This window comes from Arthrobacter sp. TJ-266 (genome assembly GCF_058269115.1).
In genome coordinates, this window is the sequence record NZ_JBZCNC010000001.1 from 484,029 (window position 1) to 508,755 (window position 24,727).

A 24,727-nucleotide genomic window follows, 5' to 3' on the forward strand; every position below is an offset into this window, starting at 1 on the left:
GCTGACGCGGCCGACGTCGGGCGGCTCCTCCCACTTCAGAGGACGCACACGTGGGAATGCTGCTTCATTCCCACGTGATGCCGCCGTGGAGTGGGAGGAAGCCCCCTCGAGAGGAGGCCGGCTACGCGCGGACGCGCCGGGCGAGGGCTCGCACGACGACGAAAGCGCCCGCCGCTCCCGCGACCCACGGGCCGCCGACCACGATCGGGTCGATCCACTGGTGGTTGACGTCGGCGCGGTTCTTCCCGAACCGGGAGGCGATTCCGTGGCGACGCCCCTCGGACAGCACGCCCGTCTCCGTGATCGGGTTGTCGGGGCGCAGGCGCACGAACGACGACGCATGCGCACCCCAGGCGTCCACCCGGTCCCCGAGCAACAGCAGCAGCCAGTGCGCCGCACGCCCCTCGCTGTACCGGTAGGCGTACCGGCGGATCCCGCCGGAGACGCCGTGCAGGGGAGCGCTGGTGCCGAACACCGGCGTCAACTGTCCGTGCTCGATCGAGCGCTCGCGCCCCTCCCGGCCCGGCTGCTCGTCCGGGTAATCCCAGTGGGCCCCCGTGCTCCCCGGGTCGTAGACCTCCCGCGGGTAGGACGGCCTGTCCTTGGGGTCGAGGTCCACGCCCCACCCCGGGATGCGCGCGCGCAGCGCCTCGGGGGACGGCACGTCCTTGGGTTTGTTGGCCACGTAGGGGGTGGACCGGGAGGACGACGACGGCGAGGGCGTGGGCGGTCCGGTGGGCTCGGTCGGATCGCTGGACGACCTCTGCTGGGGCACTGACACGGGGAGCCTCCTAGCTCGGGTTCGCGATGACGAGGGTCTTGATGCAGTTGTCGAGCTTCGCCGAGAACATGTGATACCCCTCGGCGATGTGCTCGAGAGGGATGCGGTGCGTGACGATGTCGTTCGGCTTCAGGTACCCGTTCTGGATGTGCTCGAACAGGCGCGGCCACTGGCGTTTCACGGGCGTCTGATTCATGCGCAGCGTCAGCCCCTTGTTGAGTGCGTCGCCGAACTTCACGGCGCTGAAGATGGGCCCGTAGGCGCCGACGACGGAGACCGTGCCGCCCTTACGGACGGAGTCGATGGCCCAGTTCAGCGCGATGGGCGAGCCGCCCTGCAGCTTGAGCTTGGTGCCGGTGACCTGCTGGAGGAAGTTGCCGTCCGCCTCCGCACCCACGGCGTCGATGACGACGTCCGCTCCGAGCCAGTCGGTGGTCTTCTTCATCTCGACCACGATGTCGTCGTACTCCGCGAAGTTGAAGGTCTCTGCCTGCGCGAACACGCGGGCCTTCTCGAGCCGGTATTCGAGGTGGTCGACCACGATCACGCGGCCCGCGCCCATGAGCCACGCGGACTTCGCGGCGTAGAGCCCCACGGGGCCGGCCCCGAAGACCACCACCGTGTCACCCTGCACGATATCCCCGAGCTGCGCGCCGAAGTAGCCGGTGGCCAGGGCGTCGGTGAGCAGCACGGCATCCTCGCTGTCCATCCACTCGGGCATGAGCTGGGGGCCCACGTCCGCGAAGGGCACGCGCACGAACTCGGCCTGACCGCCGTCGTACCCGCCCGTGGTGTGCGAGTAGCCGTAGATGCCGCCCACCGCCGTCGCGTTCGGGTTGACGTTGTGGCAGTTCGAGTAGAGGCCGCGCGCACAGTAGTAGCAGGAGCCGCAGTAGACGTTGAAGGGCACCATGACGCGGTCGCCGCGCTTCAGGTTCTGCACCGAGGGGCCCACCTCCTCGACCACGCCGATGAACTCGTGGCCGAACGTGTGGCCGATCCGCGTGTCCGGCATGAGCCCGTGGTACAGGTGCAGGTCGGAGCCGCAGATGGCGGCGGTCGTGACGCGGAGGATCGCGTCGTTCGGGTGCTCGATGACGGGCATCGGCTTCTCCTCGACCCTGATCTTGTAGGGCCCGCGGTACACCATGGCTCTCATCCAACGCCTCTTCCCTCGACCGACCGGTCCAGTCAGCGTGGCAGCGTGCGGGCCCCGGCTCAATGGCCGGACGGGGTTCGATCACCGCGTGCGGCGGCGGCGCCCGGGTGCTACGGGGAGATGACGTGCGAGTGCTACGGGGAGGTGACGCGCGGCGTCGTCCGCGCCTGAGCGGCGAACAGCCAGCCCGCCGCGGCGGCGAGCGTGAAGCCCGTACCGATGATCCACGCGAGCCCTGACCAGAAGAAGAGGGGAACGCTCGCGGTGCCCGGCTCGGCGGCAGGCCCGAGTGCCGGCACGGCGAGATACAGCGCTGCGCAGACCGCCAGTCCGCCGAGCCCGAGCACCCAGCACAGTGCCAGCCACAGGCGTGCCGCCGGCCAGGACGAGTTGAACCCGCGCCAGGAGTTCCAGTGGTCCCCGGTGCGCATCACGGCCAGGCCCCCGATGAGCGTCCAGAAACCCACCACCAGGAGCGCGGCGACGACGTCGGCGGGGCGGTGCCACAGGTTGAGGAACGTCGCGGCGCCGGCGAGCACCGAGTACGCCCCGCCCGCGGCTGCGGCGAACGGGCGCCAGCGGGGCGTCACGATGATGAACACCGCCGCGGCCGCCGATGCCGCGAGCGTGGTGTGGCCGGACGGCAGCGAGTTGAACGCGAGTGTGGCCACGCCTCGGTCCGGGCGGTCGAAGACGAGGTTCTTGAGGATCTGCGTGGTCAGGTTCGAGGCGCCGATCACGCCGACCGCGATCAGGGCGGCCGGGTAGCGCTTCCTGATGACGGCGACGAAGAGGATCGCCGCCGCCGCCGCGACGATCGAGACGGCGGGCAGCGTGTCAAGAAAGCTCAGGAACGGCAGCTGGGTGTCCGGCGCCGCCACGCCCGCCTCCCGCCACGCGGACTCGTCGGCGAACTGCCCCGTGGTGGTCCGCACGAACGCCCAGTAGGTCCAGCCGAGTACCACGGCGCATGCGAGCGCGGCGAGCACGAACAGCAGCGGCGAGCGCGCTGCACGTGCTGGTCCCCGGGATGTTCGCTGCGACGTCATCGCCTCCATGGTTCCACACCCGCGCCGCTAGCCTGAGCCTGTGACACCCCAGACGCCGCCCGCCCCCGAGGGGACCCCCGACCCCGGCGCCGAAGCCGTCCTGCCTCCGCTCGAGGAGCTCGTCGCGTCGGCTCGCGTGGTGTCCCTGCCCATGCGCGTGCGCTTCCGGGGCGTGCTCCAGCGGGAGCTGCTCCTGGTCCGCGGGCCCGCGGGGTGGGGCGAGTTCTGCCCCTTCACCGAGTACGACGACGCCGAGTCGGCCGCCTGGCTCGCCGGGGCCGTGGAGGCCGCGTGGCTCGGGTTCCCCGCACCGCGGCGCGACGCGGTGCCGGTGAACGCGACCGTTCCCGCCGTCGGGCCCGGCGCCGTCGAGGCCGTGCTGGAGCGCTTCGGCGCGGTCCACGCGGTCAAGGTCAAGGTCGCCGAGCGCGGTCAGGCACTCCACGACGACGTCGCACGCGTGGCCGAGGTGCGCCGCCTCCTGCCGCACGCCGGGATCAAGATCGACGCCAACGGCGGGTGGGGCGTCGACGAGGCGCTGCGCGCCCTCGAGGCGCTCGCGCCCTTCGACCTGCAGTACGCCGAGCAGCCGGCGGCGGACATACCCGGACTGCGGGCCGTCCGCCTCGAGCTGCAGCGCCGCGGCCTTCCCGTCCTCGTGGCCGCCGACGAGAGCGTGCGCCGTCAGGAGGACCCCCTGCTCGTGGCCCGCGAGGACGCCTCCGACCTCCTGGTCATCAAGGCGCCGCCGCTCGGGGGAGTGCGGCGGGCCCTGCGGATCATCGGGCAGGCCGGGCTCCCCGCCGTCGTCAGTTCCGCACTCGACTCCTCGGTGGGCATCCGGGCCGGTGTGGCCCTGGCCGCCGCGCTGCCCACCCTGCCCTACGCCTGCGGGCTCGCGACCGTCTCGCTCATGGCGGGTGACGTGACCGAGGCCTCCCTCGTGCCCGTGGACGGCACCCTGCCCGTCCGCGAGGTCGAGGTGTCCGAGGAGAGGCTCGGCGCGTTCGCGGCGCCGGAGGGGACCAGGCGCTGGTGGCTGGCGCGGCTGGCCCGGACGTACGCGATCCTCGCAGCGCGGGAGCGGGGGGCCGCCGCGGGCGACACGGGATGATCACACGCAGGAAATACGCGGTCAACGCGAGCGGTCCAGGGTGAATCGTCCATGGTCTTCGTGGAAGGAACACACCCTTGACAGGTTCAGAAGCGCAGCCTCTGCCGGTCGTCGGCCTGACGTTCTACCTCGATCCCGCGGTAACTGAGGGCTGCGGGACCCTCGACGCCGCGTTCCTGCCCCGGAAGTACCTCGGGCCCGTGCTCGCCGCCGGCGCCATCCCCGTGCTGCTGCCCCCGCAGGGAACGGGCGGCGGGGTGGTCGGGCAGCTGCTCTCGTGGCTCGACGGCGTGATCGTCGTGGGCGGCTGGGACGTCGACCCGGCCCTCTACGGCGAGGCGCGGCACCCGGAGACGGACGAGCCCCACCGGCTGAGGGACGCCTGGGACCACGCCGTCACGCGGGAGGCCGTCCGGATGGACCTGCCCCTGCTCGGTATCTGCCGCGGCGAGCAGATGCTCAACGTCGCACTCGGCGGGTCACTGCACCAACACCTCCCCGAGGTCGTCCGCGGCAGCACCTACCAGCTCGGCGACCACCGCTTCACCCCGATCCCCGTCGATCTGAGGCCCGGATCCCAGGTGGCGCCCATCCTCGGCAGGCAACGGCTCGAGGGCGCACCGGTGTCCCACCACCAGGCGGTGAACCGCCTGGGGCTCGGCCTCCAGCCCTCGGCGTGGAGCGCGGAGGGCGTCGTCGAGGCCGTCGAGTTGCCGCACGACCGCTTCTGCATCGGCGTGCAGTGGCACCCGGAGCAGAGCCCCACCGAGACCGCGCTGTTCGACCCCTTCGTGCAGGCCGCCGGGAGCGGCAGCTCGCCCGGTCCCGGGCCGTGTCCCTCGAGGACGTGCTGCAGGAGGCGGTGCTCCCGGCCGGGTGACGGAGCAGATCCTGTTCGGGCGCCGTTCACCTCGTGTTCACCGACGCGCCCATCGGCTGTTCAGGTCATCTCGGCACTGTTGACCGCGAACGCCGTTCATCTCCGTGAGAGGTACACCCCCATGACTGAAACCACGCGCCGCCTGCTCCCCATGCTCGGCCACACGAAGGGCAAGCGCAGCGCTGTCACCTGCGCGCTCAAGTGTGACAATGCGTGCTCCGAGGCCGTCTGCAACACCAGCAGCAACAACTACTTCCGCGACATCGTCTCGAGCGAGTACTCGCGTCGCAGCGCACTCGGCGTGGGGGCCGCGGGCGCACTGACGCTGCTCGTCGCGTCCCAGACCGGCGCATCGCCGGCCCAGGCCGCCCCCGGCAAGAAGCCCGGCGTGCCCTCCGGTCCGCTCGCGTTCAACGCCATCCCGCCGGTCGACGCCCTCGTGGACGACATGACCGTTCCGCAGGGCTACGGCTGGAAGCCGGTGATCCGCTGGGGTGACCCGCTGTTCGCCGGCGCGCCCGCGTTCGACCCGAACAACCAGACGGCCGCCGCGCAGACCCTGCAGTTCGGCTACAACTGCGACTACACCGACGTCATCGAGATCGAGGGCAGCAAGGGCCGCCGCGCGGTGCTGTTCGCGAACCACGAGTACACCAACGAGAACATCATGGTGCCGCCCACCCTGCCCGCCGCCGAGGTCCGCGGCATCGGCAAGGCCGCCCACGGACTCTCCGTCGTCGAGCTCGAGCGCAAGGGCCCGGGCAAGCCGTGGTCCTACGTTCAGGGCGCACCGCTCAACCGCCGCTACCTCACCACCACGCCCTACGAGGTCACGGGCCCCGCCGCGGGCTCCGACCTGCTGAAGACCAAGGACGACCCCACGGGCCGCTCCATCCTCGGCACGCTCGGCAACTGCGCCGGCGGAACCACGCCGTGGGGCACCATCCTCTCCGGCGAGGAGAACTTCAACGGCTACTTCGTGGCACCCGGTACCAGTGCGGGCGACCGCCGCTACGGCATCACCAACCGCCCCACCTCGCGCGGCTGGGAGATCGACGAGCCGCGCTGGGACACGCGGAACGCGGGCTACGAGAACGAGACGAACCGCTTCGGGTACATCGTCGAGGTGGACCCCTTCGATCCGACGTCCACGCCGAAGAAGCACTCCGCACTGGGCCGCTTCAAGCACGAGGGCGCCAACGTGACGGTCGCCTCCGACGGCCGCGTGGTCGCGTACATGGGCGACGACGAGCGCTTCGACTACCTCTACAAGTTCGTGTCCACGAAGAAGGTGCAGCCGGGCAACAGCCCCGCCGCCCGTAGCGCGAACATGACGCTCCTGAGCGAGGGCTCGCTCTACGTGGCTCGGTTCCAGGGCAACTCCGTGGCCGACATCAACGGCAGCGGCGCGGTTCCCACCGACGGCGCATTCGACGGCGTGGGCGAGTGGCTGCCCCTGCTCATCGACAACCAGTCCGTGGTCGCAGGCATGACCGCCGCCGAGGTGGCCGTGTACACGCGCATCGCCGCGGACAAGCTGGGCGCCACCAAGATGGACCGCTGCGAGGACGTGGAGCCGAACCCCGTCTCGGGCAAGGTCTACGTGGCCTGCACGAACAACACCAACCGCGGCGTGGGTACCAACGCCGTGGCGGACGAGGCCAACCCCCGCACGGCGAACCGCGACGGACACGTCGTGGAGCTCACGGAGGCCGGCGGCAACGCGACCGGCACCCGCTTCACCTGGAACCTGCTGCTCGTCTGCGGTGACCCGGCGAAGAACCCGGCCACGTACTTCTCCGGCTACCCCACCAACCAGGTCTCGCCGATCTCCTGCCCCGACAACGTGGCGTTCGACTCCGAGGGCAACCTCTGGATCTCGACCGACGGTCAGCCGGGCACCATCGGCTTCAACGACGGCCTCTTCAAGGTGGGTCTCGTGGGCGCCGAGCGCGGCCGCGTGCAGCAGTTCCTCGCGGTGCCCCGCGAGGCGGAGACGTGCGGGCCGGTCATCCGCGACCAGGACGGAAGCGTCTTCGTCGCCGTCCAGCACCCGGGTGAGGACGGCTCGTGGGCCGCACAGTCCTCGCTCTTCCCGGACTACGTGCCCCTCGGCGGCACCCCCCGTGCGGGTGAGGCCGCCCTGCCGCGTCCGTCCGTGGTGCAGATCTACAACGGCGCACAGGGTCCCAAGGAGGACCACAAGGGCCGCGGGAAGCGTCAGCCGGGCAAGCCGCGCCCGAAGTCCTCGGTCGCCGAGGCCCGCGAGAGCGGCGACGGCAAGTAGCACCTGGCGCACGACGACGCACCCCCTCCGGCCGGAGGGGGTGCGTCGTCGTTTCCGCGGGTACCGGCCGGATTCCTCCCGACGGACCGACGGGAGGTTCCTCGGCGCGGTCCACTCCCGAGGGAGAACCCCGCGGGCCGGTTGTGGTGTGAGGATGGAGGCGTGACCGAAACTCCTCCTGGCTCCCTCGAATCCCTCGACTCCGCCACCGCGGCCGCGCTCGCCATCCGCGCGCTGGTCTCCGCAGGGGTGACGGACGTCGTGATCGCTCCCGGGTCGCGGAGCGCGCCCCTCGCGTACGCGCTCGCCGAGGCGGAAGCGGCGGGTACCGTACGGCTGCACGTCCGGATCGACGAACGTTCCGGTGCCTTCACCGCGTTGGGGCTCGCGCTCGGCGGGCACCGTCCCGCGGCGATCGTCACGACGTCGGGTACCGCGGTGGGGGAGCTCCTGCCGGCGGTGATGGAGGCGAACCACGCCGCTGTGCCGCTCGTGGTCATCACGGCGGACCGGCCCGAGGAACTGCGCGGTACCGGCGCGAACCAGACCACCGTGCAACCGGACCTCTTCGGCGTGCACGTGCGCGCCGGCATCGACGTCCCGGCGGGGGATGACCCCACGGCCCGCATCGGCGCCGCGCTGTACGCCGCCGTCGGATCACCGGCCGGCGGCAGGACGACGGCGCCCCCGGGGCCCGCACATCTCAACCTCGCCTTCCGCGACCCGCTCGTCCCGGCGGGGACAACCGACGACATGTCCGCCGTCGGAACCGCAGCCGCAGTGCGGGCCTCGTCGGCCGCGACAACGCCGTCGGCTACGGACGCATCGCCCGACGCCGACGCGCCGACCTCCATGGCTGGTATGACCGCGTCACCCGCCGCCGCGGTCATACCCGCTGCGACCGCTGCCATCGGCGAACATCCGACCGCCGCTCAGCCCGCCGACACGAGCCATGCGGCGACCTCCGCGACGCCCCGCGCCGCATCAGACGGGGGCGCCGACGCCACCACCGTCGTCGTCGCGGGCCACGGGGCCGGGGAGCTCGCCGCCGTGTTCGCCGCGCACCTCGACCTTCCCCTCCTCGCCGAGCCGTCGTCGAACGCACGCTTCGGCAGTAGCGCCATCGCGCCGTACCGCCTGCTGCTCGAGCACATCGGGTCGGCGATCACGCGCGTCGTGACGTTCGGGCGGCCCACCCTCTCCCGGCCGGTGACCGCGCTGCTCGCCCGCGCCGACGTCGAGCACGCGCTCTACCTGCCCGAGCCGGTGGCCTGGTTCGAGGAGGGCAAGCGCCCGGAGCGCATCATCGACTCCCTGCCCGAGCTGCTCGCGTTCGCGGGGCGCGGGGCGCCGGGGTGGCTGCGGTGCTGGCGCGAGGCAGGCGCCGCGGCCGACGCCGCCATCCGCATGCTGCTGGAGAAGGAGGGCCGGCTGACGGGACTCCACGTCGCCGACGCCGTCTGGGAGCAGACCGACGGGAACCTCGTGCTCGGGTCCTCCAACCCCATCCGCGACGTGGACCTCGTGGCCGCCACCGACTGGCACCCCCTCGAGGTGTACGCCAACCGCGGCCTCGCCGGGATCGACGGCACCATCTCCACCGCCACCGGCGTGGCCCTCGCCGCGGGGATCCCCACGCGGGCGCTGATGGGGGACCTCACGTTCCTGCACGACGTCGGCGGGCTCCTGCTGGGCAGCGGGGAGCCGCAGCCCGACCTGCAGATCGTGGTGCTCAACGACGCCGGAGGCGGCATCTTCGGCCTGCTCGAGCACGGGTCAGCGACCACCACGGCGCGCTACGGTGCCGCCGTCGAGCGGTTGTTCGGTACGCCGCACACGGTGGACGTCGCGGCCCTCGCCGCCGCGTACGGGGTGCGGTACACCCGGGCGACGACGCCGGAGGATCTCGACGCCGCCCTCGCGGGGCCCGTCGTGGGACGGTCCGTCGTCGAGGTGCGCGCCGACCGGGGCTCGCTCCGCGACCTCCACGCGCGCATCCGCCGCACCGTCGCGGACGTGACGGTCTCCTAGCTAGAGCACCTTCGAGAGGAAGAGCTGCGTCCTCTCGTGTTGCGGATCGCCGAGCACGTCCTCGGGCTTGCCCTGCTCCACCACCACGCCGCCGTCCATGAACACCACGCGGTCGCCCACCTCGCGGGCAAAGCCCATCTCGTGCGTCACGACCATCATGGTCATGCCCTCGCGGGCGAGCTGCTTCATGACCTCCAGGACGTCGCCGACGAGTTCGGGGTCCAGGGCACTGGTCGGCTCGTCGAAGAGCATCATGTCCGGGTCCATCGACAGGGCCCGCGCGATGGCGACGCGCTGCTGCTGCCCACCCGAGAGCTGGGAGGGGAACGCGTCGGCCTTCTCCGAGAGCCCTACCTTGGCGAGGTTGCGCCGCGCCACCTCGATGGCCTCGGCCTTGCCCCGCTTCTTGGCGCGCTGCTGGGCGAGGGTGAGGTTCTTCAGCACGCTGAGGTGCGGGAAGAGATTGAACTGCTGGAAGACCATGCCGATGCGCGTGCGGACGTCGTCGAGGTCGGTCTCGCTGTCCGTGATGTCGATGCCCTCCACCATGACCGTGCCGGAGGTCGGCTCCTCCAGGCGGTTCACGCAGCGCAGGAGGGTGGACTTCCCGGAGCCCGAAGGGCCGATGACGCAGACCACCTCGCCCTGGTCCACGTGGAAGTCGATGCCCTTGAGCACCTCGTTGCTGCCGAAGTTCTTGCAGAGTGCGCGGACCTCGATCGCCGGGACCGCCGCGGTTCCCGATGCTGTGCGTGCCATGCGGATCAACGGCCTCTCTTGTTGTGTCGTTCGAGCTTCGCGACGAGCTGGGTCAGCGGCAACGTGATGACGAGGTAGAGCAGGGCCGCGAGCACCAGCGGGGTCGCGTTCGCCGAGTTGGTCAGGGAGTCGCGGGCGAAGGTCGTGAGTTCACGGTCACCGATCGCCATGCCCGCGATGAAGAGCAGCGAGGTGTCCTTGATGAGGATCACGAGTTCGTTCGTCAGGGGAGGGGTGATGATGCGGAACGCCTGCGGGAGCACGACGGTGATCAGGGTCCACGTGGACCCCATGCCGAGGGACCGGGCAGCCTCGACCTGGCCCTCGGGCACAGCCTCGATACCCGCTCGGATGGTCTCCGCGATGTAGGCCGCCGAGACCACGATCAGGCCGATCAGCCCGGCGCCCACGCTGCCGCCCGGAGCCTGCCACTGGAAGGCGATGGGCACCGCGAACGCGAAACCGAAGATCACGAGAAGCGCCGGCAGCCCGCGGAAGAGTTCGATGTAGGCGGTCGCGAGCCAGCGGTAGGGCAGGACGGGGGAGAGCTTCATGAGCGCAAGGAGCAGCCCGAAGAGCATGCCGCCCACGAAGGCGATCGCCGTGTAGACGATGGTGTTCCTCGCCGCGATCGTGAGGACTTCGGGGAATGCCTCCCGTGCCACGTCGAGGTTGAAGAAGTAGGGCTGGATTCGCCCCCAGTCCGCAGACAGGAGGACGACGAGGATCACGGCGATGAATACCGCGTAGAGGACGCCCTGCGTGAGGCGTCTGCGTGTCGAGCGTTTCACGCGGGGGAACGACCTTCCTTCGGGAGGTGGCGCCCGTGCGGCGCCGGAGTCATCGACACCGACGCCGCACGGACCGTGGTGTTCCTACTCCGAGAAGTAGGTGTCGTAGATCTCCTGGTACCTGCCGTCGTCGCGCAGCGTGGCCAGCTGCTCGTTGACCGCGGTCACCAGCTCCTCGCTGCCCTCTTTGGACATGATGAAGCCGTACTGCTCGTCGGTGGGCAGCTCCTGGGCGATGGTGAAGGCGCCGTCCTCCGTGTGGCCGAGGTTGACCGGCAGGTCCTGGAGAAGGGCGTCGACGTTGCCCGCCTGGATCGCCGCATACATCTCGGCGTCCGAGGGGTACTGGACGAGCTCGGCCTCCGGCGCATTCTCCTCTGCGTAGATGGCACCGGTGGTGCCCTGCTGGACGCCGACCTTCTTGCCGGCGAGGTCCTCGATCGATGCGACGTCGGAGTCCTCGGGTACGAGGATGGACTGCAGGGAGTCGTAGTACGGGTCCGAGAAGGCGAGGTTCTCCTGGCGATCCGCGGTGATGGTCACGGCGCTCGCACCGATGTCGCAGGTCCCGGCGCCAAGCACGGCCCCGCTCTGGAGCCCGTCGAAGCCGACGTCCTGGACTGCGAGCTCGAGGTCCATCCCGGCGGCAATCTCCTTCATGAGGTCCATGTCGAAGCCGGTGTACTCGCCGTTCTCCTCGTACTCGAAGGGCGGGTAGGGGATGTCCGAGCAGACGGTCAGGGAGCCGTCGGACACGAGATCGAGCCCACCTTCCTCGGCGGAGCCCGCGTCGTCCGAACCCCCTCCGCACGCGCTGAGCGCCAGGACGGCGGCTGCGGCCACGGCCAGCAGGCCGGTCTTGTTGGAAAGCATGGTTACCTCACTTGAGCGGATGGATGACGCTGAACGGTGAAAAAGCCCTGCTGATTGTAGCCAGACGTGGGTGGTGCGACGTGGCTACGCCCGGCGCTTGAGGCCCAGCGCCTCGATCATCGGTCGGAACTTGCTCCAGGTCTCGGCGAGCTCGGCCTCGGGCTGCGAGCCCTCCACGATGCCGCAGCCCGCGTAGAGCCGCACGCGGGTGGGGGTCTCCACCACGGCGCCCCGCAGGGCGATGCCCCACTCGCCGTTGCCGCTCGCGTCGATCCAGCCCACCGGCCCCGCATACGGTCCGCGCTGCAGGTGTTCGAGTTCGCGGATCAGCGCGCCGGCCACCGTGGTCGGGGTGCCGCACACGGCCGCCGTGGGGTGCAGGGCCTGCACCAGGGCCAGGGACGTCGGTACCTGGCCGTCGTCGTCGGCCGCGAGCTGCGCCGTGACGTCGGAGGCGAGGTGCCACACGTTGGGAAGCTGCAGCACGAACGGTGCGCTGTGCGACGTCATGGAGCTCGTGAAGGGCTGCAGTGTTGCCGTCAGCGAGTCGATGGCGATCTGGTGCTCGTGCAGCTGCTTGTCCGAGCCGGCGAGGACGCGCGTCGCGTAGTCGGGGTCGTCCGCGGGGGCGTTCGCGCGGTCCAGGGTGCCGGCGAGCACCCGGGCCCGGGCGGTGTTCTCCTCGACCTTGATCAGCATCTCGGGGGTGGACCCGATCAGCCCGTCCACGGCGTAGGTCCAGCAGTCCTCGTAGCGCACCGCGAGCTCCCGCAGCACCTGCGCGGTGGCGATGGGGCTGTCGAGGTGCGCGACGACGTCGCGCGCCAGGACGAGCTTGCTGAGCTCGCCGGCCTGGACGTGCGTGACGCCCTCCGCCACCGCCGTCTTGTACTGGTCCTCGCTGAGGACGCCGGGTCCGAGGGTGTCGCCCGGGCTCGGCATGCGGTCCGTATCGGGCTCGAGCAGGTAGGCGGCGAGGGCCGCCTCGGCGGCCTCCGCGCTCAGCTCGGCGTCGGCGTCGTCCGTGATGAACGTGAGCCAGCTCCTGCCCGCGGCGTCGCAGCCCACCACCACCTCGGGGACTATGAGGCGGGACTCGTGGAGGGAGGTTTTCGAGAAGGCGAACGAGCCGAAGGCGATGAGGCCGGAGCCGGGGACGTCGAGCTCGTCCACCACGTGCGCACCAGCCAGTTCGCGGCGCCACCACGCCTGGGCCTGGGTGAAGCGATCCGGGCCGGTGACCGTGAAACGCGCGGCTTCGCCGTAGGCCACGAGGCCGCCGCCGCGGCGGATCCAGGTGTGGACGTCGTTGCGGACCACGTACTCGAGGAGGCCCGACCGCGGGTCCATGTCCGCGCGGGCCACCGTGATGCTGCGGAGCCCGCGGGACTGTCCGGGCGCGGGCGTCAGCGCGGTGAGGGACGAAGTACTCATGATGCTTCAAGCCTACTCCGCGGTTTCACGCGGGAATCCGCGCCGACGCCGCCCCCGGCCTCCTGCCGGGCCTCCCTCCGGGCGTCAGGGGCGCCGTCATTTGTTTGAGACAATGACGGGGTGAATCGTGCATCGCTGGAGAAGCGGCCTGACGAAGTAGCAGCCATGTTCGACGACGTGGCGCCCAAGTACGACGTCGTCAACGACGTCCTGTCCCTCGGCCAGACCCGCCGGTGGCGCCGGATCGTGGTCGACGCCGTCGCGGCCGAACCCGGCCAACGGGTACTGGACCTCGCGGCCGGCACGGGCACGTCGAGCGAGCCGTACGCGGACGCCGGCATCGACGTCGTCGCCTGCGACTTCTCACTCGGCATGCTGAAGGTCGGCAAGCGCCGGCGCCCGGACATCGATTTCGTGGCCGGCGACGCCACGAACCTCCCGTTCGCGGACAATTCCTTCGACGCCTCGACCATCTCCTTCGGCCTCCGCAACGTCAACGAGCCGAAGAAGGCACTCGCCGAGATGCTCAGGGTCACGCGCCCCGGCGGTAGCCTCGTGATCGCCGAGTTCTCCCAGCCCACCGTGGCCCTCTGGCGCACCACCTACACCGAGTACCTGATGCGGGCCCTGCCGGCGATCGCCCGCAGGGTCAGTTCCAACCCGGACGCCTACGTGTACCTCGCCGAGTCGATCCGCGCCTGGCCGGGCCAGGACGAGCTCGCCGCCTGGATCGGCGAGAGCGGCTGGGAGGACGTCCGGTACCGGAACCTCAACGGCGGGATCGTCGCGGTCCACCGGGCCGTCAAGGCACCTGCCGCCCTCGGCGAGGAACCACCGCTGCCGGGGCAGGTCCGCCTGCGCCGCCGCACGACGGCCGTGAGCTAGATGCGCGTCCTGATCGTCGGCGCCGGGCCCGCGGGCTCCACGGCGGCCTACTACCTGGCGCAGGCCGGGGTCGAGGTGACCGTCCTCGAGAAGACCTATTTCCCGCGCGAGAAGGTCTGCGGGGACGGGCTGACGCCCCGCGTGAGCCGCGAACTGCAGCTGCTCGGCCTGCCGCACGGCGAGGGTGAGGGCTTCCGGCGCAACCGCGGCCTCCGCCTCATCGCCGGCAAGCGGAGCATCGAGGTGCCCTGGCCCGAGCTGAGCGACTTCCCCGACTACGGGCTGGTCCGTACGCGCCTCGGCTTCGACGAGGCTCTGGCGTCGCACGCGCGGACCGCCGGCGCCACCATCCTCGAGGGGCACTCCGTCACCACGGCCGTGCGCGACGAGACCGGCCGCGTCACCGGCGTCACCGTGAACCTGCTGGACGCCGACGGCCGGAGGACGGGCGAGACCCGCGACTTCGCGGCCGACGTCGTCCTGGCGGCCGACGGCAACTCCACACGCACCGCCGTGAGCCTCGGGATGCAGAAGCGCGACGACCGCCCGCTCGGCGTCGCCGTCCGTACCTACTTCACGAGCCCGCGCACCGACGACGAGTGGATGGAGGGCTGGCTCGAGCTGCCCGACGCCACCGGCAAGCCCCTTCCCGGCTACGGCTGGGTGTTCGGGGTGGGCGACGGCACCTCCAACGTGGGTCTCGGCATCCTCAACTCCTCCGCGGAGTTCGGGAAGCTCGACTACAAGCAGGTGCTCCGCGACTGGACCGCGGGGATGCCCTCGGAGTGGGGCTTCTCATCGGAGAACCAGGTGGGCGAGATCCGCGGCGCCGCCCTCCCCATGGGCTTCAACCGCACCCCGCACTACAGCCCCGGCATGCTGCTGCTCGGCGACGCCGGAGGCATGGTGTCCCCGTTCAACGGCGAGGGCATCTCCTACGCCATGGAGTCCGCGCGCTACGCCGCCGAGTTCATCGTGCGGGCCGAGGGTATCGGTTCCGTGCTCGGCCGTGACCAGGTGATGTCCGGGTACGCGCCCTACGTCCGCGAGCAGTGGGGCAGTCACTTCACCATGGGCCGCATCTTCGCGCACCTCATCGGCAAGCCCGCCATCCTCACACTCGCCCTGCGCACCGGCATGCCGGTGCCGCTGCTCATGCGCTTCGTGGTGCGGATGCTCGGCAACCTCACCGATTCGGGCGGGAAGGGCTTCGAGGACCGCGTCATCCACCTCCTCGAGTCCCTGGTGCCCAAGACCTCCAACCAGCCGTCGCTGACGGGCCGCCTGCATGCGCACAGCGCCGCCGCACGTGGTTAGTCTTAGACCGTGACAGATTCCTTCAACTCCGGGTGGACCAGCGTGGGTCGGGGCAGCGCGCTGGACATGACGGACCTTCCGGACGACGCCGAGGCGGTCCGTCTGCCTCCCGGTTTCGACCTCATCGCGGAGGACCCGGAGCTCGGCCCGTCTGTCTCCTCGTGCCTCATGGAGGTGGAGAAGCAGCTCCGCGGGGCCATCGCCAACTCGGATCCGCTCGCGGATGCCACCAGTCGGCACCTCGTCGAGGCCGGGGGCAAGCGTATCCGCCCCCTCCTGACCATCCTCGCCTCGCACCTCGGTAACCCGACGCGCACCAAGGTGGTGCAGGCAGCCGTCGTCGTCGAGCTGACCCACCTCGCGACGCTGTACCACGACGACGTCATGGATTCGGCGCCGTTCCGCCGCGGCGGACCCACGGCCCACGAGGTGTGGGGCAACTCCGTGGCCATCCTCACGGGCGACCTCATCTTCGCGCGCGCCTCGATCCTCGTTTCCGAACTCGGCGGGGAAGCGCTCGGCATCCAGGCCCGCACCTTCGAGCGGCTCTGCCTCGGCCAGCTCCACGAGACCGTGGGACCCCGCGACGGGCAGGACGACCTCGAGCACTACCTCTCCGTCATTGCGGACAAGACCGGCTCGCTCGTCGCCGCGTCCGGCCAGCTCGGTGCGATCTTCGCTGACACGCCGCGCGAGGTCGTCGACATCATGGTGGCCTACGGTGAGAAGGTGGGCGTCGCCTTCCAGCTCGCCGACGACGTCATCGACGTGACCGGGCTCAAGGTGAAGTCCGGCAAGGCGCCCGGCACGGACCTGCGCGAAGGCGTTCCGACGCTCCCCGTCCTCCTGCTGCGGCGCGCTGCCGCGGCGGGCGACGTGTCGGCGGCCGACGTCGTCGCGCTGGTGGACAGCGACCTCACCTCGGACGAGGCGCTCGCGGCTGCGGTCACCGCCGTCCGTGAGCACCCGCAGACGCAGGCCGCTTGGGCCGTGGCGCAGCAGTGGGCCGAGGACGCCGTGGAGGTTCTCGCTCCGCTGCCGGACAGCGTGGTGAAGCGGGCCCTGACGAGCTTCGCGTACGCGGTGGTCAGCAGGGACGTCTAGCGCTCCTCCGGCTTCTGCCGGCTCACCCGGTGCGCCGTCCCTGCGGCTTCTGGCGGCTCACCCGGTGCGCCGTCCCTCGTTGGCCCCTTTCAAGGCCTGAGCAGCCGGAAGGTCGGCGTGTTGCGTGGCGACACGCACGGGCCGGACAAAAGGTGACAACGATTGAGCCGGATGTCCGGGATGTTTCGGGGCGGACCGCTCACGATCGGACCCACAGGTTGTCCACATAGCGATCCATCCGCTGCACCAGCCACCAGCTCTGGCTTCAGCTGTCTGGATGACGACCGAGACAGTGCTCCGCGGGTTGGGAGGAGTAGCGCCCACGCAGGTGCTCCTCGATCGAGGGATCGGTAGAGGGCAGCTGGAGCGGTCCTTGGACGAGGGGACGATCACCCGAGTACGCCGCGGGGTCATGGCCCTACCGGGTGCGGATCCGGACTTCGTTGTCGCTGTCACGGAACGAGCGCGGTTGACCTGCATCTCCGCCGCGAAGCACTACGGCCTGTGGCGCCTGGTGGAGTCCGATGAGATCCACGTGAGTCGACCGCGCGCAGTCGGGGCCACCTGCATCAACCACCACTCACGTTCCGTTCCGGTACATGCGCGGCTGCCGCTGGTCGGATTGGTCGACGTGTTGGTGCACGTTCTGCAGTGTCGGCCCGAGGCGGAGGCCGTGCCGATGGTCGAGTCGGCTCTGAGGCGAGGCGACACCGTGACAGGCTTCATCGAGTCACGCCTGCCGGGACGGCGGAACGGCCGCGCGCGCACCGCCCTGTCGAGGGCCCGGGGGGATGCGGATTCGGCGATCGAAGTGGTTGTTCGTCTGATCCTCGAGGACGCCGGCTTGGAAGGTCCGTCCGCAGGTGCCGATCGAGGGCGTGGGGCGCGTGGACTTCCTGGTCGAGGGATTTCTCGTCGTGGAGGTCGACGGCGCTGCTTTCCACTCGGACCGAAAGGCACTGCGACGGGACCGGCGTCGGAACAACATGACGATCCTCGGAGGCTACAGAGTCCTCCGTTTCTGCTACGAGGACGTGATGTACCACCCGGATACGGTGCTCGCGATGGTGCTCGCTGCGCTCGGCAGAACGCCGATCCGGTGACACGCGCCGTCGTTGTCTGCTCTCGATCCGGTGGGTCCGTAAACGCGGCGTGTCCCGCCTCGACGCGCCTGGGCCGCCGCAAGAGCCGACAACGAGCGTCGTGGTCAAGACGCCGGGAGGTGGGCCCTCAGCTCGTCCGCCTTGCGCGCCCTGATGGCAGGGTCCACGATGGGGCGCTTCGGCGTGAAGTAGAAGCCGTCGTCGTGCCACCGCGGCAAGACGTGCTGGTGGTAGTGCCACACGTGCTGGCTGCCCGCCGGCTCGTTGTGCTGCCGGGTGGAGACGCCGTCGGGCTCCCATGCCAGCTTGATCGCCACCGCGATGTCCCGCGTCACGGTCATCAGGCGGCCGGCGACGTCGTCGGGCAGTTCGTACAGCAGCTCGATGTGCTCCCGTGGCGTGATGAGCACGTGACCGGGATTCGGCTCGAAGCCGTGGGACGCAATGAACGCGAGCACGAGGTCGTCGGAGTAGATGACGTCGCCCGGTCGGCACAGGTTCCGCGGATTGCTGAAGTCACCGCGCGCGAGGTCGCAGAACGGGCAGCGGTACCCCTCGGGTGCGTGGTGGGCGAACTCCATCAGTTCTCCTCGTCCTCGTCGTTCTCCTCGAAGACCCACTCGAAGAGGTCGAGGACGTACTCGCTGAAGGTGCCCTCTTCGCTCTGCCACTCACCGCGGGCATTGTTCCGCCGCCACACGATCGGGTCCGGGACGTTCAGCTGGCCGACGCGCATGCCCCACGCGTACTGCTCCTCCTCGTCCTCGAGGAACAGGAGGAAGCCGTCCTCGATCTCCAGCTCATCGGGGTCCCAGAAGAAGTGGAACGCCTCCATGATGTCCTCGGTGGCGCCGACGGCCCGGTAGAACTCACGCAGGGCGAGCGGCAGCTCGAAGTCCTTGCCCTGGAGGAGTTCGGCCAGCTCCTCCTCGGAGAGGCCGTCCTCCTCGACCCACTCGTCCTCGAAATACTGAGGCACCAGGGCGCGGAATTTGTCGGCGAACAGCTCAGTCACAAGTACTCCAGGAGAGGGGGTGGGGATGCGACCATCCTAGCCGCCGACCTCGTGGGCGGGTCCACCGCGGACGATCGCCCCGGCATTGCACGGACGGCATCCGCGTGGACCGGTCGGCGCTGTCGCTCGCCGGGCGGTGCCGGTCGCTGGGCGACGGCGCCCATCACCGACACATGGCGTCGCTTGGGCCACGTCTCGCACACGGGGCACGACGGCGACACCGCCGCCCGGCTGCTACCCGGCTGCCCCGCCGGGCACGACGGCGAGTCCGCCGCCCGGCTGCTGCCCCGCCGCGCGACGGCGGGGCACGACGGCGAGTCCGCTGCCCGGCTGCTGCCCTGCGCGCGCGACGGCGAGACCGCCGCCAGTTTCGTCCGGCCGAGCGCAGCAGCGTCAGCGGGTGGTCCGGCGTCGTGCGGTCCATGTCCGGGCGGCGAGCGGGGCGTGCCAGCCGTAGCGCCACGCCAGCACGCGCAGCGAGAACACGAGCGACGCCGCCAGCATCCCGGTCACGAGCGTGAAGGTGTCCGTCAGATACAGCACCGCGACGACCGTGGCGCCGAGCATCGCCGGCAGCGCGTAGATGTCGCGTGGGTCGAAGAGCTGGGGGATCTCGTTCGCCACGACGTCCCTCAGGAGGCCGCCGCCCACCGCCGTCGTGACGCCGAGCAACACGGCGGACACCGGGTGCAGGCCCGCCTCGAGCGCGGTGATGGTCCCGGTGATGCAGAACAGGGCCAGGCCCGCGGCGTCGAACAGGACCAGGACCCTCTTGACGCGCTCCACGCCCGAGAACACGAAATAGACCACCACCGTCGCGAGCAGCGGTGGCAGCAGGTAGGCGGGATTCGTGAAGGCGGCAGGCGGGATGTCGATGATGAGGTCGCGCACCACGCCGCCGCCCAGTGATGCCAGAGAGGCCAGGAGCAGCGAGCCGACGAGGTCGAACCCCTTGCGAGCGGCCAGCAGCGACCCCGAGACGGCGAAGAAGAAGACGCCGAGGAGGTCTGCGCCGAGGGCGAGCTGCACGGCTCGGTCCGTCCTTTCACTGCTGGTGTCGGTGCGGGGTAAGGCCAGTCCACGACCGCCCGGGGGCGGGGGAGTACATCGCGTCATGCGGCCCCGACCAGCATGACAGAGCAGGCGACGACGCCGGAGCCGGGCTTAGGCTGGCTCCATGACGAGCGACGAGGCGGCCGAGGGCGCCGCCCAGCCCACGGCGGGACGCACCACGGACGGACGGACGACGTCCGCCGCACTTCCCGAACCGAGTGCAGCCGACGGGTCGCGAGCCATGCGGCTTGCCTCCCGGCTGATCGGTCTCCTCCCCACCAAGCGCAATCTCGCGGGCACCGAGTGGGTGGACGCGAAGTACCCGAGCCGCACCTACCCCTCGATGGCCGCGATCCCGTGGACGTTCAAGCAGACCCACACCATCCAGGAGCGGAAGGTGGACGGGGTCCGCACCATCACCGTGCGGCCGCTGCTCGGTGCCACGCGCTCGCACATCATTTACACGCACGGCGGCATCTACATCAACGAGCTCGGCCGGCCGCACTGGTGGATCGTCGCCGAGCTCACCAAGCGGACGGGCGCAGCGGTCACGATCCCGCTGTACCGTCTGGCGCCGGAGAGCACCTACAAGGACGCGTTCCCCTACCTGGTGTCGGTGTACCGGCAGGTGCTGGAGACCGCGCAGCCGGAGGACGTCACGCTCATGGGCGACTCCGCCGGTGGCGGTCTGGCCGTCGCCCAGCCGTGGGCGTTCCGTGACGCGGGGCTGCCCGCGCCGGGGCGGATCGCGGTCTTCTCGCCGTGGCTCGACGTCACCGGCACCAATCCGGACATCCCGAAGTACGACGCCGTCGATCCCATGCTGTCGGTGGCCGGCGGTGTCCGCGCCGGTTCGTGGTGGGCCGGAGGCGACGATCCCCGCACACCGCTGGTCAGCCCGGCCTGCGCCCCCGAGGAGCTGCTGGCGCAGGTACCCGTCACGCGGATCTACCAGGGGACGCGCGATGTCTGCATGGCGGACGCCGTGATGTTCCGCGACAGGGCGGTGGCCGCGGGGGCCGATGTCACGCTCAGGGTCTATCCGGGTGGCTTCCACGTGTTCCCCGCCTTCCCGCGTCTCCCCGAGTCACGCGCGGTGTACGCGGACGTCGCGGAGTTCCTGGGACGGCCGGCGCTGCCCTAGGTGGTGGCGTCCGGCGACCCGTCGGAGTCGCGCGAGAGTACCCACACGTTCGTGTCGCCCTGCCGCTCCACCGTGACCGTGGTGACGAGCGCCCGGATCATGGACAGGCCCCGTCCCGACTCGTCGAAGTCCTCGAGGAGGGCGCCGTCGTCCGTCGGCGTCTGGACCGGGGGTGGAGGGCCCTCGAGATCGGGAACCGGGTCGAGCGCCTCCGCGCCGATCTCGCTGATGACGGCGCGCAGTCGCGTGGTCTCCACCGTCAGGTCGACGCCGAGGGCGAGGGTGGCCCCCTCGGCGGGGACACCGTGCTGCACCACGTTGCTCGCCGCCTCGATCACCGCCGTCGTGAACGCCATCTGGTCCGTCGCGGGCACGAAAGCGGCGTCCAGCCAGAGCTGGTCGAGGAGTGCATGGAGGTTCTCGATGGCCTGGTCGCCGGCCGGCTCCGTGAGGCTCCGTCGGGCCAGGACCTCGTCAGTCATGCGGAAAGGCTTCCTCGGGTGTGGCGTGCGGCGTCAGGACACGGTGCATGCTCGTCAGCTCGAGCACCATGGTCACCTGGGGCTGGGCGGCGGCGATCCGGAGGTCACCACCGCGCTGACGGGCGAGCTTGAGGCAGCCGATCAGCGCTCCCAGCCCCGAGGAGTCCATGAAGCTGGTGCCGGCCAGATTCACGACGATGCGCTTCCCGCCGGCATCGACCACGCGGTTCACCACCTCGCGCAGCTTCGGGGCGGCCACCATGTTCAGGCGACCGGTCGCCGCCACCTCTGTGTACCGACCCTTGTCCTCGGTGGTGAACTCCATGTGTGCTTCCTCTTCCGTCGATGGTTCAGTGGGATGTCACGAGGACGTCCCGTCAGGCAGTGTGTCCTCGCCGCAGGACGACGACGGTGACGTCATCCGCGACCTCGGGTACGTCGGCCATATGGAGCAGGACCGCGCAGGCCGCCTCGGCGGTGTCTGCACCGGAGACGACGTCGGCAACGGCCGTGGTGAACTCGTCCACCGTCTCGTAGATGTCGAGGAGGCCGTCGCTGACGATGGCCAGGGAGTCCCCGGGTTCGAGCTGCATGCTGGCGCCGGCCCACACCTGGTCGGGCCATGCTCCGACGGGCGGTCCGGCGGAGGCGAGGCGGGTGGCGCTCCCGTCCGCGGCGACGTGCAGGGCCAGCCCGTGCCCGGCGTCGACGTACTGCACCACACCTGAGGCAGCTCTGAGGCGACCATGGAAGAGCGTCACGAACGAGTTCGTCTGCTCGAGGTCCGTCTCGACGGCGCGGGCTGCCGTCGCGAAGGCGCCCTCGATGTCCGATTGCGCGGCGACCGAGCGCATGATTGCCCGGACGGTCGCGGCGATCAGGGCGGCACCCATCCCCTTGCCCATGGCGTCGGCGACCGTGAGGTGCAACCCGCCGTCGGTCCCGTACCAGTCGTAGAAGTCACCGCCCACGCTGCGCGACGGGCGGAACTTACCGGCGAGTTCGTAGTCCTGCAACCGGAGGTCGTCACGGGGCAGGAGGTTCTGCTGCACCTCGGCGGCCCGGGTGCGTTCGGTGGCATTGGCGACGTCGGCCTCCGCCTGCCGGCTGCGGCGACGGAAGAGCGAGTTGATCCGCGCCACCAGCTCGCGGGGGCTGAAGGGTTTGCTGATGTAGTCGTCAGCGCCGGTCTCGAGGCCCGTGAGCCGCTCGATCTCGTCCGTTCGCGCCGTGATCATCAGGATGTAGGCGTCCGAGAAGCCTCGCACCTCGCGGCAGATCTCCACGCCGTCGCCGTCCGGCAGGTTGAGGTCCAGCGTGATGAGATCGGCACCGGCCCGTGCCTTCTCGAGCCCTTCACGGGCGGTGCCCGCTTCGCTGACCTCGAAGCCCTCACGGAGAAGGATCTGCACCAGCAAGCTCCTGATGTCGGCGTCGTCCTCGATCACCAGTGCGCGACGAATCTCCGGGGGGTCAGTCATGATGCTCATTAAACGCTACGGGCGGACCGGCGGGTGCGGGACCCTCGCCATGGTCGACGGTTTGTTGCGCGGAAGCTGAACAGAACTTGAGGAAGTCCCGCCGCTGCCGCGAGACGAATCGCGGGAGTGCCGCGTTAGATTGGCACCGGGGCCAGCGCGCCCGGGCCACGGCGCGCGCGTGGAACCTGCGGATGGAGAGGGGGCGGCGGTATGGACAGGGTACTCTCCTACCTCACGTTGAACACGCGACAATTCCACGAGCTGACCATGCGCTCCCGCGTGATTCTCAGCCAGCTTCCGCTCAGCCTCACCGTGCTCCTGGTCCTCGTCGGCGGAGCGTTCTTCCACCGCGATCTCTTCGCCAGCACGCCCTTCCTGATCGGCGTCGCCCTGCAGGCCGTCCTCCTGATCCTCTGCATCGTCACCCCCTGGGATCGGCTGCCGTACGGGGCCTTCATCGTCATCCCCCTGCTCGACTTCATCCCGATCGGATTGATGCGTCACGGCTCGGGGACCATCATCACCGGTGTGGGTCTGCTGACGGTGTTCCCGGTCATCTGGCTCGCGGCCTCCGGGCTGTTTCCCCGCGCCCTGATCGCCCTCAGCTTCCTGGCCTCGCTCGCCATCGTGTGGGTACCCATCTTCGTGACCGACATCCCCGTCACGTCGCAGTCCCTCACGCAGTCCTTCCTCCTCCCCTTCATCATGCTCGCCATCGGGATGACCATGCGCGTGATGACCGCCAGCATGATGGCCCAGCAGCGCGTGGTGGAGGAGAAGGACGCGGAGTTGCATCGCCTGCTCGAGGAGAGCGCCCGGCGCGAGCGGCTCCTCGACACCGTGATGAACAGCGTGGACATCGGGCTGATCGCAGTGGACGAGGCAGGCACGCCCGTGCTGGCCAACCGGAAGATCGAACGTTTCCACGAGCTCGCGGGAGGCGCCGCCGGGACCGCCGAGGCCGAGCTCGACCTGTACCTGCAGGACGGGCGCACGGTCATGCCCGCCTCGCGTCGACCCACCCAGCGGGCTGCCGAGGGCCAGATCTTCTCCGACTACCTGGTGTGGTGGGGGCAGCAGCCGAACCAGCGGGTTCTCTCCACGTCGTCGCGCCTCATGACCACGCAGACCGGTACGCGCGAAGGGTCCGTGGTCACGTTCAACGACGTCACGGAGCTGGTGGCCGCGCTGAACGCCAAGGACGAGTTCGTCTCGACGGTGTCCCACGAGTTACGGACCCCCCTGACCGCCATTCGTGGGTACCTCGAACTGCTCACCGGGATGCCGGACCTGGATCCCGAGGTGGCCAGTGGCCTCGACGTGGTGTCACGGAACTCCGAGCGTCTGCACAAGCTCGTGATCGACCTCCTGTCATCGGCCGAGGCCTCGCCCGAAATCTCCCCGACCACGACCGACGTGTCCGAGCTGGTGCGCGAGCGCGTCAGGACGGCGTCGGAGCGCAACGCCAATCCACTGGTGCGTTTCGAGGACCTCAGCGACCCCGGCCTCATGGCCGTGTGTGACGGTCCGCGCATCGCGCAGGTCCTCGACAATCTGCTCTCCAACGCGGTCAAGTACTCTCCCGCCGGCGGCAGGGTGACCGTCCGCGCGACGGCGGTGGACGATCAGGTCGAATGCAGCGTGACGGACGAGGGGAGCGGGATGTCCGCGGACGAGCTGTCCGGCGTCTTCTCCAAGTTCTTCCGTACGTCGGCAGCCCGGAACGCTGCCATCCCGGGCGTCGGGCTCGGACTCGCGCTGTCGAAGGCCATCGTCGAACGCCACGGCGGCAGCATCTCGTGCACCAGCGTGGAGGGCGAGGGCTCCACCTTCACCTTTCGGGTGCCGATGGCCCACGCGCGTCCTGCGCAGCAGTTGCAGTCCCGGTAGGCCGGTCTCGGTATGCCGGTCCGGTCCCGGGAGTAGGCCGGAGCCGGTCCTTCCGGCCGCAGCGCCCAGCACCGCGGCGCATGGACCCCCGGCAG

At 70.3% G+C, this 24,727-nt stretch carries 21 protein-coding genes and 2 pseudogenes; 10 read left to right on the forward strand and 13 right to left on the reverse strand.

Annotation, left to right across the window (positions count from 1 at the left end):
* Positions 1-121 precede the first annotated feature (121 nt).
* The 3 genes from AC4D12_RS02485 to AC4D12_RS02495 all read right to left on the reverse strand — a co-directional run bounded on the left by AC4D12_RS02485 (position 122) and on the right by AC4D12_RS02495 (position 2,989).
* Positions 122-685: a hypothetical protein gene (locus AC4D12_RS02485; RefSeq protein WP_490948763.1), complete on the reverse strand. Its 564-nt coding sequence runs from the start codon at positions 683-685 to the stop codon at positions 122-124.
* Positions 686-791: 106 nt separating this feature from the next.
* Positions 792-1,940: a zinc-dependent alcohol dehydrogenase gene (locus AC4D12_RS02490; protein WP_490948199.1), complete on the reverse strand. Its 1,149-nt coding sequence runs from the start codon at positions 1,938-1,940 to the stop codon at positions 792-794.
* 134 nt (positions 1,941-2,074) lie between these two features.
* On the reverse strand, positions 2,075-2,989 hold the full coding sequence (locus tag AC4D12_RS02495; RefSeq protein ID WP_490948200.1) for a phosphatase PAP2 family protein: 915 nt from the start codon (positions 2,987-2,989) through the stop codon (positions 2,075-2,077).
* A gap of 40 nt (positions 2,990-3,029) precedes the next feature.
* On the opposite strand from AC4D12_RS02495, the gene AC4D12_RS02500 reads away from it, so the two are divergent.
* The 4 genes and pseudogenes from AC4D12_RS02500 to menD all read left to right on the forward strand — a co-directional run bounded on the left by AC4D12_RS02500 (position 3,030) and on the right by menD (position 9,301).
* Positions 3,030-4,103, forward strand: coding sequence for an o-succinylbenzoate synthase (locus AC4D12_RS02500; RefSeq protein ID WP_490948201.1), 1,074 nt, complete (start codon positions 3,030-3,032; stop codon positions 4,101-4,103).
* Positions 4,104-4,180: 77 nt separating this feature from the next.
* Positions 4,181-4,864 (forward strand): annotated as a pseudogene (locus AC4D12_RS02505) (gamma-glutamyl-gamma-aminobutyrate hydrolase family protein); the annotation flags it as partial.
* Between the two features lie 240 nt (positions 4,865-5,104).
* Positions 5,105-7,270 carry a PhoX family protein gene (locus AC4D12_RS02510; RefSeq protein WP_490948764.1) on the forward strand — a complete coding sequence of 722 codons (2,166 nt, stop codon included), beginning with the start codon at positions 5,105-5,107 and terminating at the stop codon, positions 7,268-7,270.
* 162 nt (positions 7,271-7,432) lie between these two features.
* On the forward strand, positions 7,433-9,301 hold the full coding sequence (gene menD / locus AC4D12_RS02515; protein WP_490948202.1) for a 2-succinyl-5-enolpyruvyl-6-hydroxy-3-cyclohexene-1-carboxylic-acid synthase: 1,869 nt from the start codon (positions 7,433-7,435) through the stop codon (positions 9,299-9,301).
* Here menD and AC4D12_RS02520 read toward each other — a convergent pair whose 3' ends face one another.
* The 4 genes from AC4D12_RS02520 to AC4D12_RS02535 form a co-directional block, all read right to left on the reverse strand.
* Positions 9,302-10,060, reverse strand: a complete 759-nt coding sequence (locus AC4D12_RS02520; RefSeq protein ID WP_490948203.1) for an amino acid ABC transporter ATP-binding protein — start codon at positions 10,058-10,060, stop codon at positions 9,302-9,304.
* 5 nt (positions 10,061-10,065) lie between these two features.
* Positions 10,066-10,851 (reverse strand): amino acid ABC transporter permease, encoded by a 786-nt coding sequence (locus AC4D12_RS02525; protein ID WP_490948204.1) that lies wholly within the window; start codon positions 10,849-10,851, stop codon positions 10,066-10,068.
* 84 nt (positions 10,852-10,935) lie between these two features.
* Positions 10,936-11,724, reverse strand: a complete 789-nt coding sequence (locus tag AC4D12_RS02530) for a transporter substrate-binding domain-containing protein (protein ID WP_490948205.1) — start codon at positions 11,722-11,724, stop codon at positions 10,936-10,938.
* A gap of 84 nt (positions 11,725-11,808) precedes the next feature.
* Positions 11,809-13,158, reverse strand: coding sequence for an isochorismate synthase (locus AC4D12_RS02535; RefSeq protein WP_490948206.1), 1,350 nt, complete (start codon positions 13,156-13,158; stop codon positions 11,809-11,811).
* A gap of 120 nt (positions 13,159-13,278) precedes the next feature.
* Here AC4D12_RS02535 and AC4D12_RS02540 point away from each other — a divergent pair, with 120 nt between their 5' ends.
* From AC4D12_RS02540 to AC4D12_RS02555, 4 genes and pseudogenes are all read left to right on the forward strand, one after another.
* Positions 13,279-14,043, forward strand: a complete 765-nt coding sequence (locus tag AC4D12_RS02540; protein ID WP_490948207.1) for a demethylmenaquinone methyltransferase — start codon at positions 13,279-13,281, stop codon at positions 14,041-14,043.
* Entirely contained in the window at positions 14,044-15,360 is a 1,317-nt protein-coding gene (locus AC4D12_RS02545; protein WP_490948208.1) for a geranylgeranyl reductase family protein, read from the forward strand. It abuts the gene before it with no gap.
* A 9-nt stretch (positions 15,361-15,369) separates the two neighbouring features.
* Positions 15,370-16,464 (forward strand): polyprenyl synthetase family protein, encoded by a 1,095-nt coding sequence (locus AC4D12_RS02550; RefSeq protein ID WP_490948209.1) that lies wholly within the window; start codon positions 15,370-15,372, stop codon positions 16,462-16,464.
* 857 nt (positions 16,465-17,321) lie between these two features.
* Positions 17,322-17,567 (forward strand): annotated as a pseudogene (locus tag AC4D12_RS02555) (endonuclease domain-containing protein); the annotation flags it as partial.
* A gap of 104 nt (positions 17,568-17,671) precedes the next feature.
* Here the strand turns inward: AC4D12_RS02555 and AC4D12_RS02560 are convergent.
* From AC4D12_RS02560 to AC4D12_RS02570, 3 genes are all read right to left on the reverse strand, one after another.
* On the reverse strand, positions 17,672-18,148 hold the full coding sequence (locus AC4D12_RS02560) for an HIT family protein (protein ID WP_490948210.1): 477 nt from the start codon (positions 18,146-18,148) through the stop codon (positions 17,672-17,674).
* Positions 18,148-18,582, reverse strand: a complete 435-nt coding sequence (locus AC4D12_RS02565) for a hypothetical protein (protein WP_490948211.1) — start codon at positions 18,580-18,582, stop codon at positions 18,148-18,150. Before AC4D12_RS02565 ends, AC4D12_RS02560 begins: the two co-directional genes overlap by 1 nt.
* Positions 18,583-18,975: 393 nt before the next feature.
* The gene (locus AC4D12_RS02570) at positions 18,976-19,611 is read right to left on the reverse strand and encodes a trimeric intracellular cation channel family protein (RefSeq protein ID WP_490948212.1); all 636 of its coding nucleotides are present in this window, start codon (positions 19,609-19,611) and stop codon (positions 18,976-18,978) included.
* Positions 19,612-19,759: 148 nt separating this feature from the next.
* Here AC4D12_RS02570 and AC4D12_RS02575 point away from each other — a divergent pair, with 148 nt between their 5' ends.
* Complete coding sequence (locus tag AC4D12_RS02575; RefSeq protein WP_490948213.1) at positions 19,760-20,779, forward strand: alpha/beta hydrolase fold domain-containing protein; 1,020 nt, start codon at positions 19,760-19,762, stop codon at positions 20,777-20,779.
* On the opposite strand, the gene AC4D12_RS02580 is transcribed toward AC4D12_RS02575, so the two are convergent.
* The 3 genes from AC4D12_RS02580 to AC4D12_RS02590 are packed head-to-tail and all read right to left on the reverse strand — an operon-like array spanning position 20,776 to position 22,742.
* A complete protein-coding gene (locus AC4D12_RS02580; protein ID WP_490948214.1) occupies positions 20,776-21,261 on the reverse strand; it encodes an ATP-binding protein in 486 nt (161 codons plus the stop codon). The genes AC4D12_RS02575 and AC4D12_RS02580 overlap by 4 nt on opposite strands.
* Positions 21,254-21,586: an STAS domain-containing protein gene (locus tag AC4D12_RS02585; protein WP_490948215.1), complete on the reverse strand. Its 333-nt coding sequence runs from the start codon at positions 21,584-21,586 to the stop codon at positions 21,254-21,256. Before AC4D12_RS02585 ends, AC4D12_RS02580 begins: the two co-directional genes overlap by 8 nt.
* Before the next feature lie 52 nt (positions 21,587-21,638).
* Entirely contained in the window at positions 21,639-22,742 is a 1,104-nt protein-coding gene (locus tag AC4D12_RS02590) for a PP2C family protein-serine/threonine phosphatase (RefSeq protein ID WP_490948216.1), read from the reverse strand.
* A 210-nt stretch (positions 22,743-22,952) separates the two neighbouring features.
* On the opposite strand from AC4D12_RS02590, the gene AC4D12_RS02595 reads away from it, so the two are divergent.
* Positions 22,953-24,632, forward strand: coding sequence for a sensor histidine kinase (locus AC4D12_RS02595; protein ID WP_490948217.1), 1,680 nt, complete (start codon positions 22,953-22,955; stop codon positions 24,630-24,632).
* Positions 24,633-24,727 lie beyond the last annotated feature (95 nt).

Bases quoted from the DNA above. Each gene is read 5' to 3' on its own strand.
- AC4D12_RS02490 (WP_490948199.1), bottom strand. From the start codon at position 1,940: ATGAGAGCCATGGTGTACCGCGGGCCCTACAAGATCAGGGTCGAGGAG.
- AC4D12_RS02495 (WP_490948200.1), bottom strand. From the start codon at position 2,989: ATGACGTCGCAGCGAACATCCCGGGGACCAGCACGTGCAGCGCGCTCG.
- AC4D12_RS02510 (WP_490948764.1), top strand. From the start codon at position 5,105: ATGACTGAAACCACGCGCCGCCTGCTCCCCATGCTCGGCCACACGAAG.
- AC4D12_RS02520 (WP_490948203.1), bottom strand. From the start codon at position 10,060: ATGGCACGCACAGCATCGGGAACCGCGGCGGTCCCGGCGATCGAGGTC.
- AC4D12_RS02530 (WP_490948205.1), bottom strand. From the start codon at position 11,724: ATGCTTTCCAACAAGACCGGCCTGCTGGCCGTGGCCGCAGCCGCCGTC.
- AC4D12_RS02535 (WP_490948206.1), bottom strand. From the start codon at position 13,158: ATGAGTACTTCGTCCCTCACCGCGCTGACGCCCGCGCCCGGACAGTCC.
- AC4D12_RS02545 (WP_490948208.1), top strand. From the start codon at position 14,044: ATGCGCGTCCTGATCGTCGGCGCCGGGCCCGCGGGCTCCACGGCGGCC.
- AC4D12_RS02560 (WP_490948210.1), bottom strand. From the start codon at position 18,148: ATGGAGTTCGCCCACCACGCACCCGAGGGGTACCGCTGCCCGTTCTGC.
- AC4D12_RS02575 (WP_490948213.1), top strand. From the start codon at position 19,760: ATGACGAGCGACGAGGCGGCCGAGGGCGCCGCCCAGCCCACGGCGGGA.
- AC4D12_RS02580 (WP_490948214.1), bottom strand. From the start codon at position 21,261: ATGACTGACGAGGTCCTGGCCCGACGGAGCCTCACGGAGCCGGCCGGC.
- AC4D12_RS02585 (WP_490948215.1), bottom strand. From the start codon at position 21,586: ATGGAGTTCACCACCGAGGACAAGGGTCGGTACACAGAGGTGGCGGCG.
- AC4D12_RS02590 (WP_490948216.1), bottom strand. From the start codon at position 22,742: ATGACTGACCCCCCGGAGATTCGTCGCGCACTGGTGATCGAGGACGAC.
- AC4D12_RS02595 (WP_490948217.1), top strand. From the start codon at position 22,953: ATGGACAGGGTACTCTCCTACCTCACGTTGAACACGCGACAATTCCAC.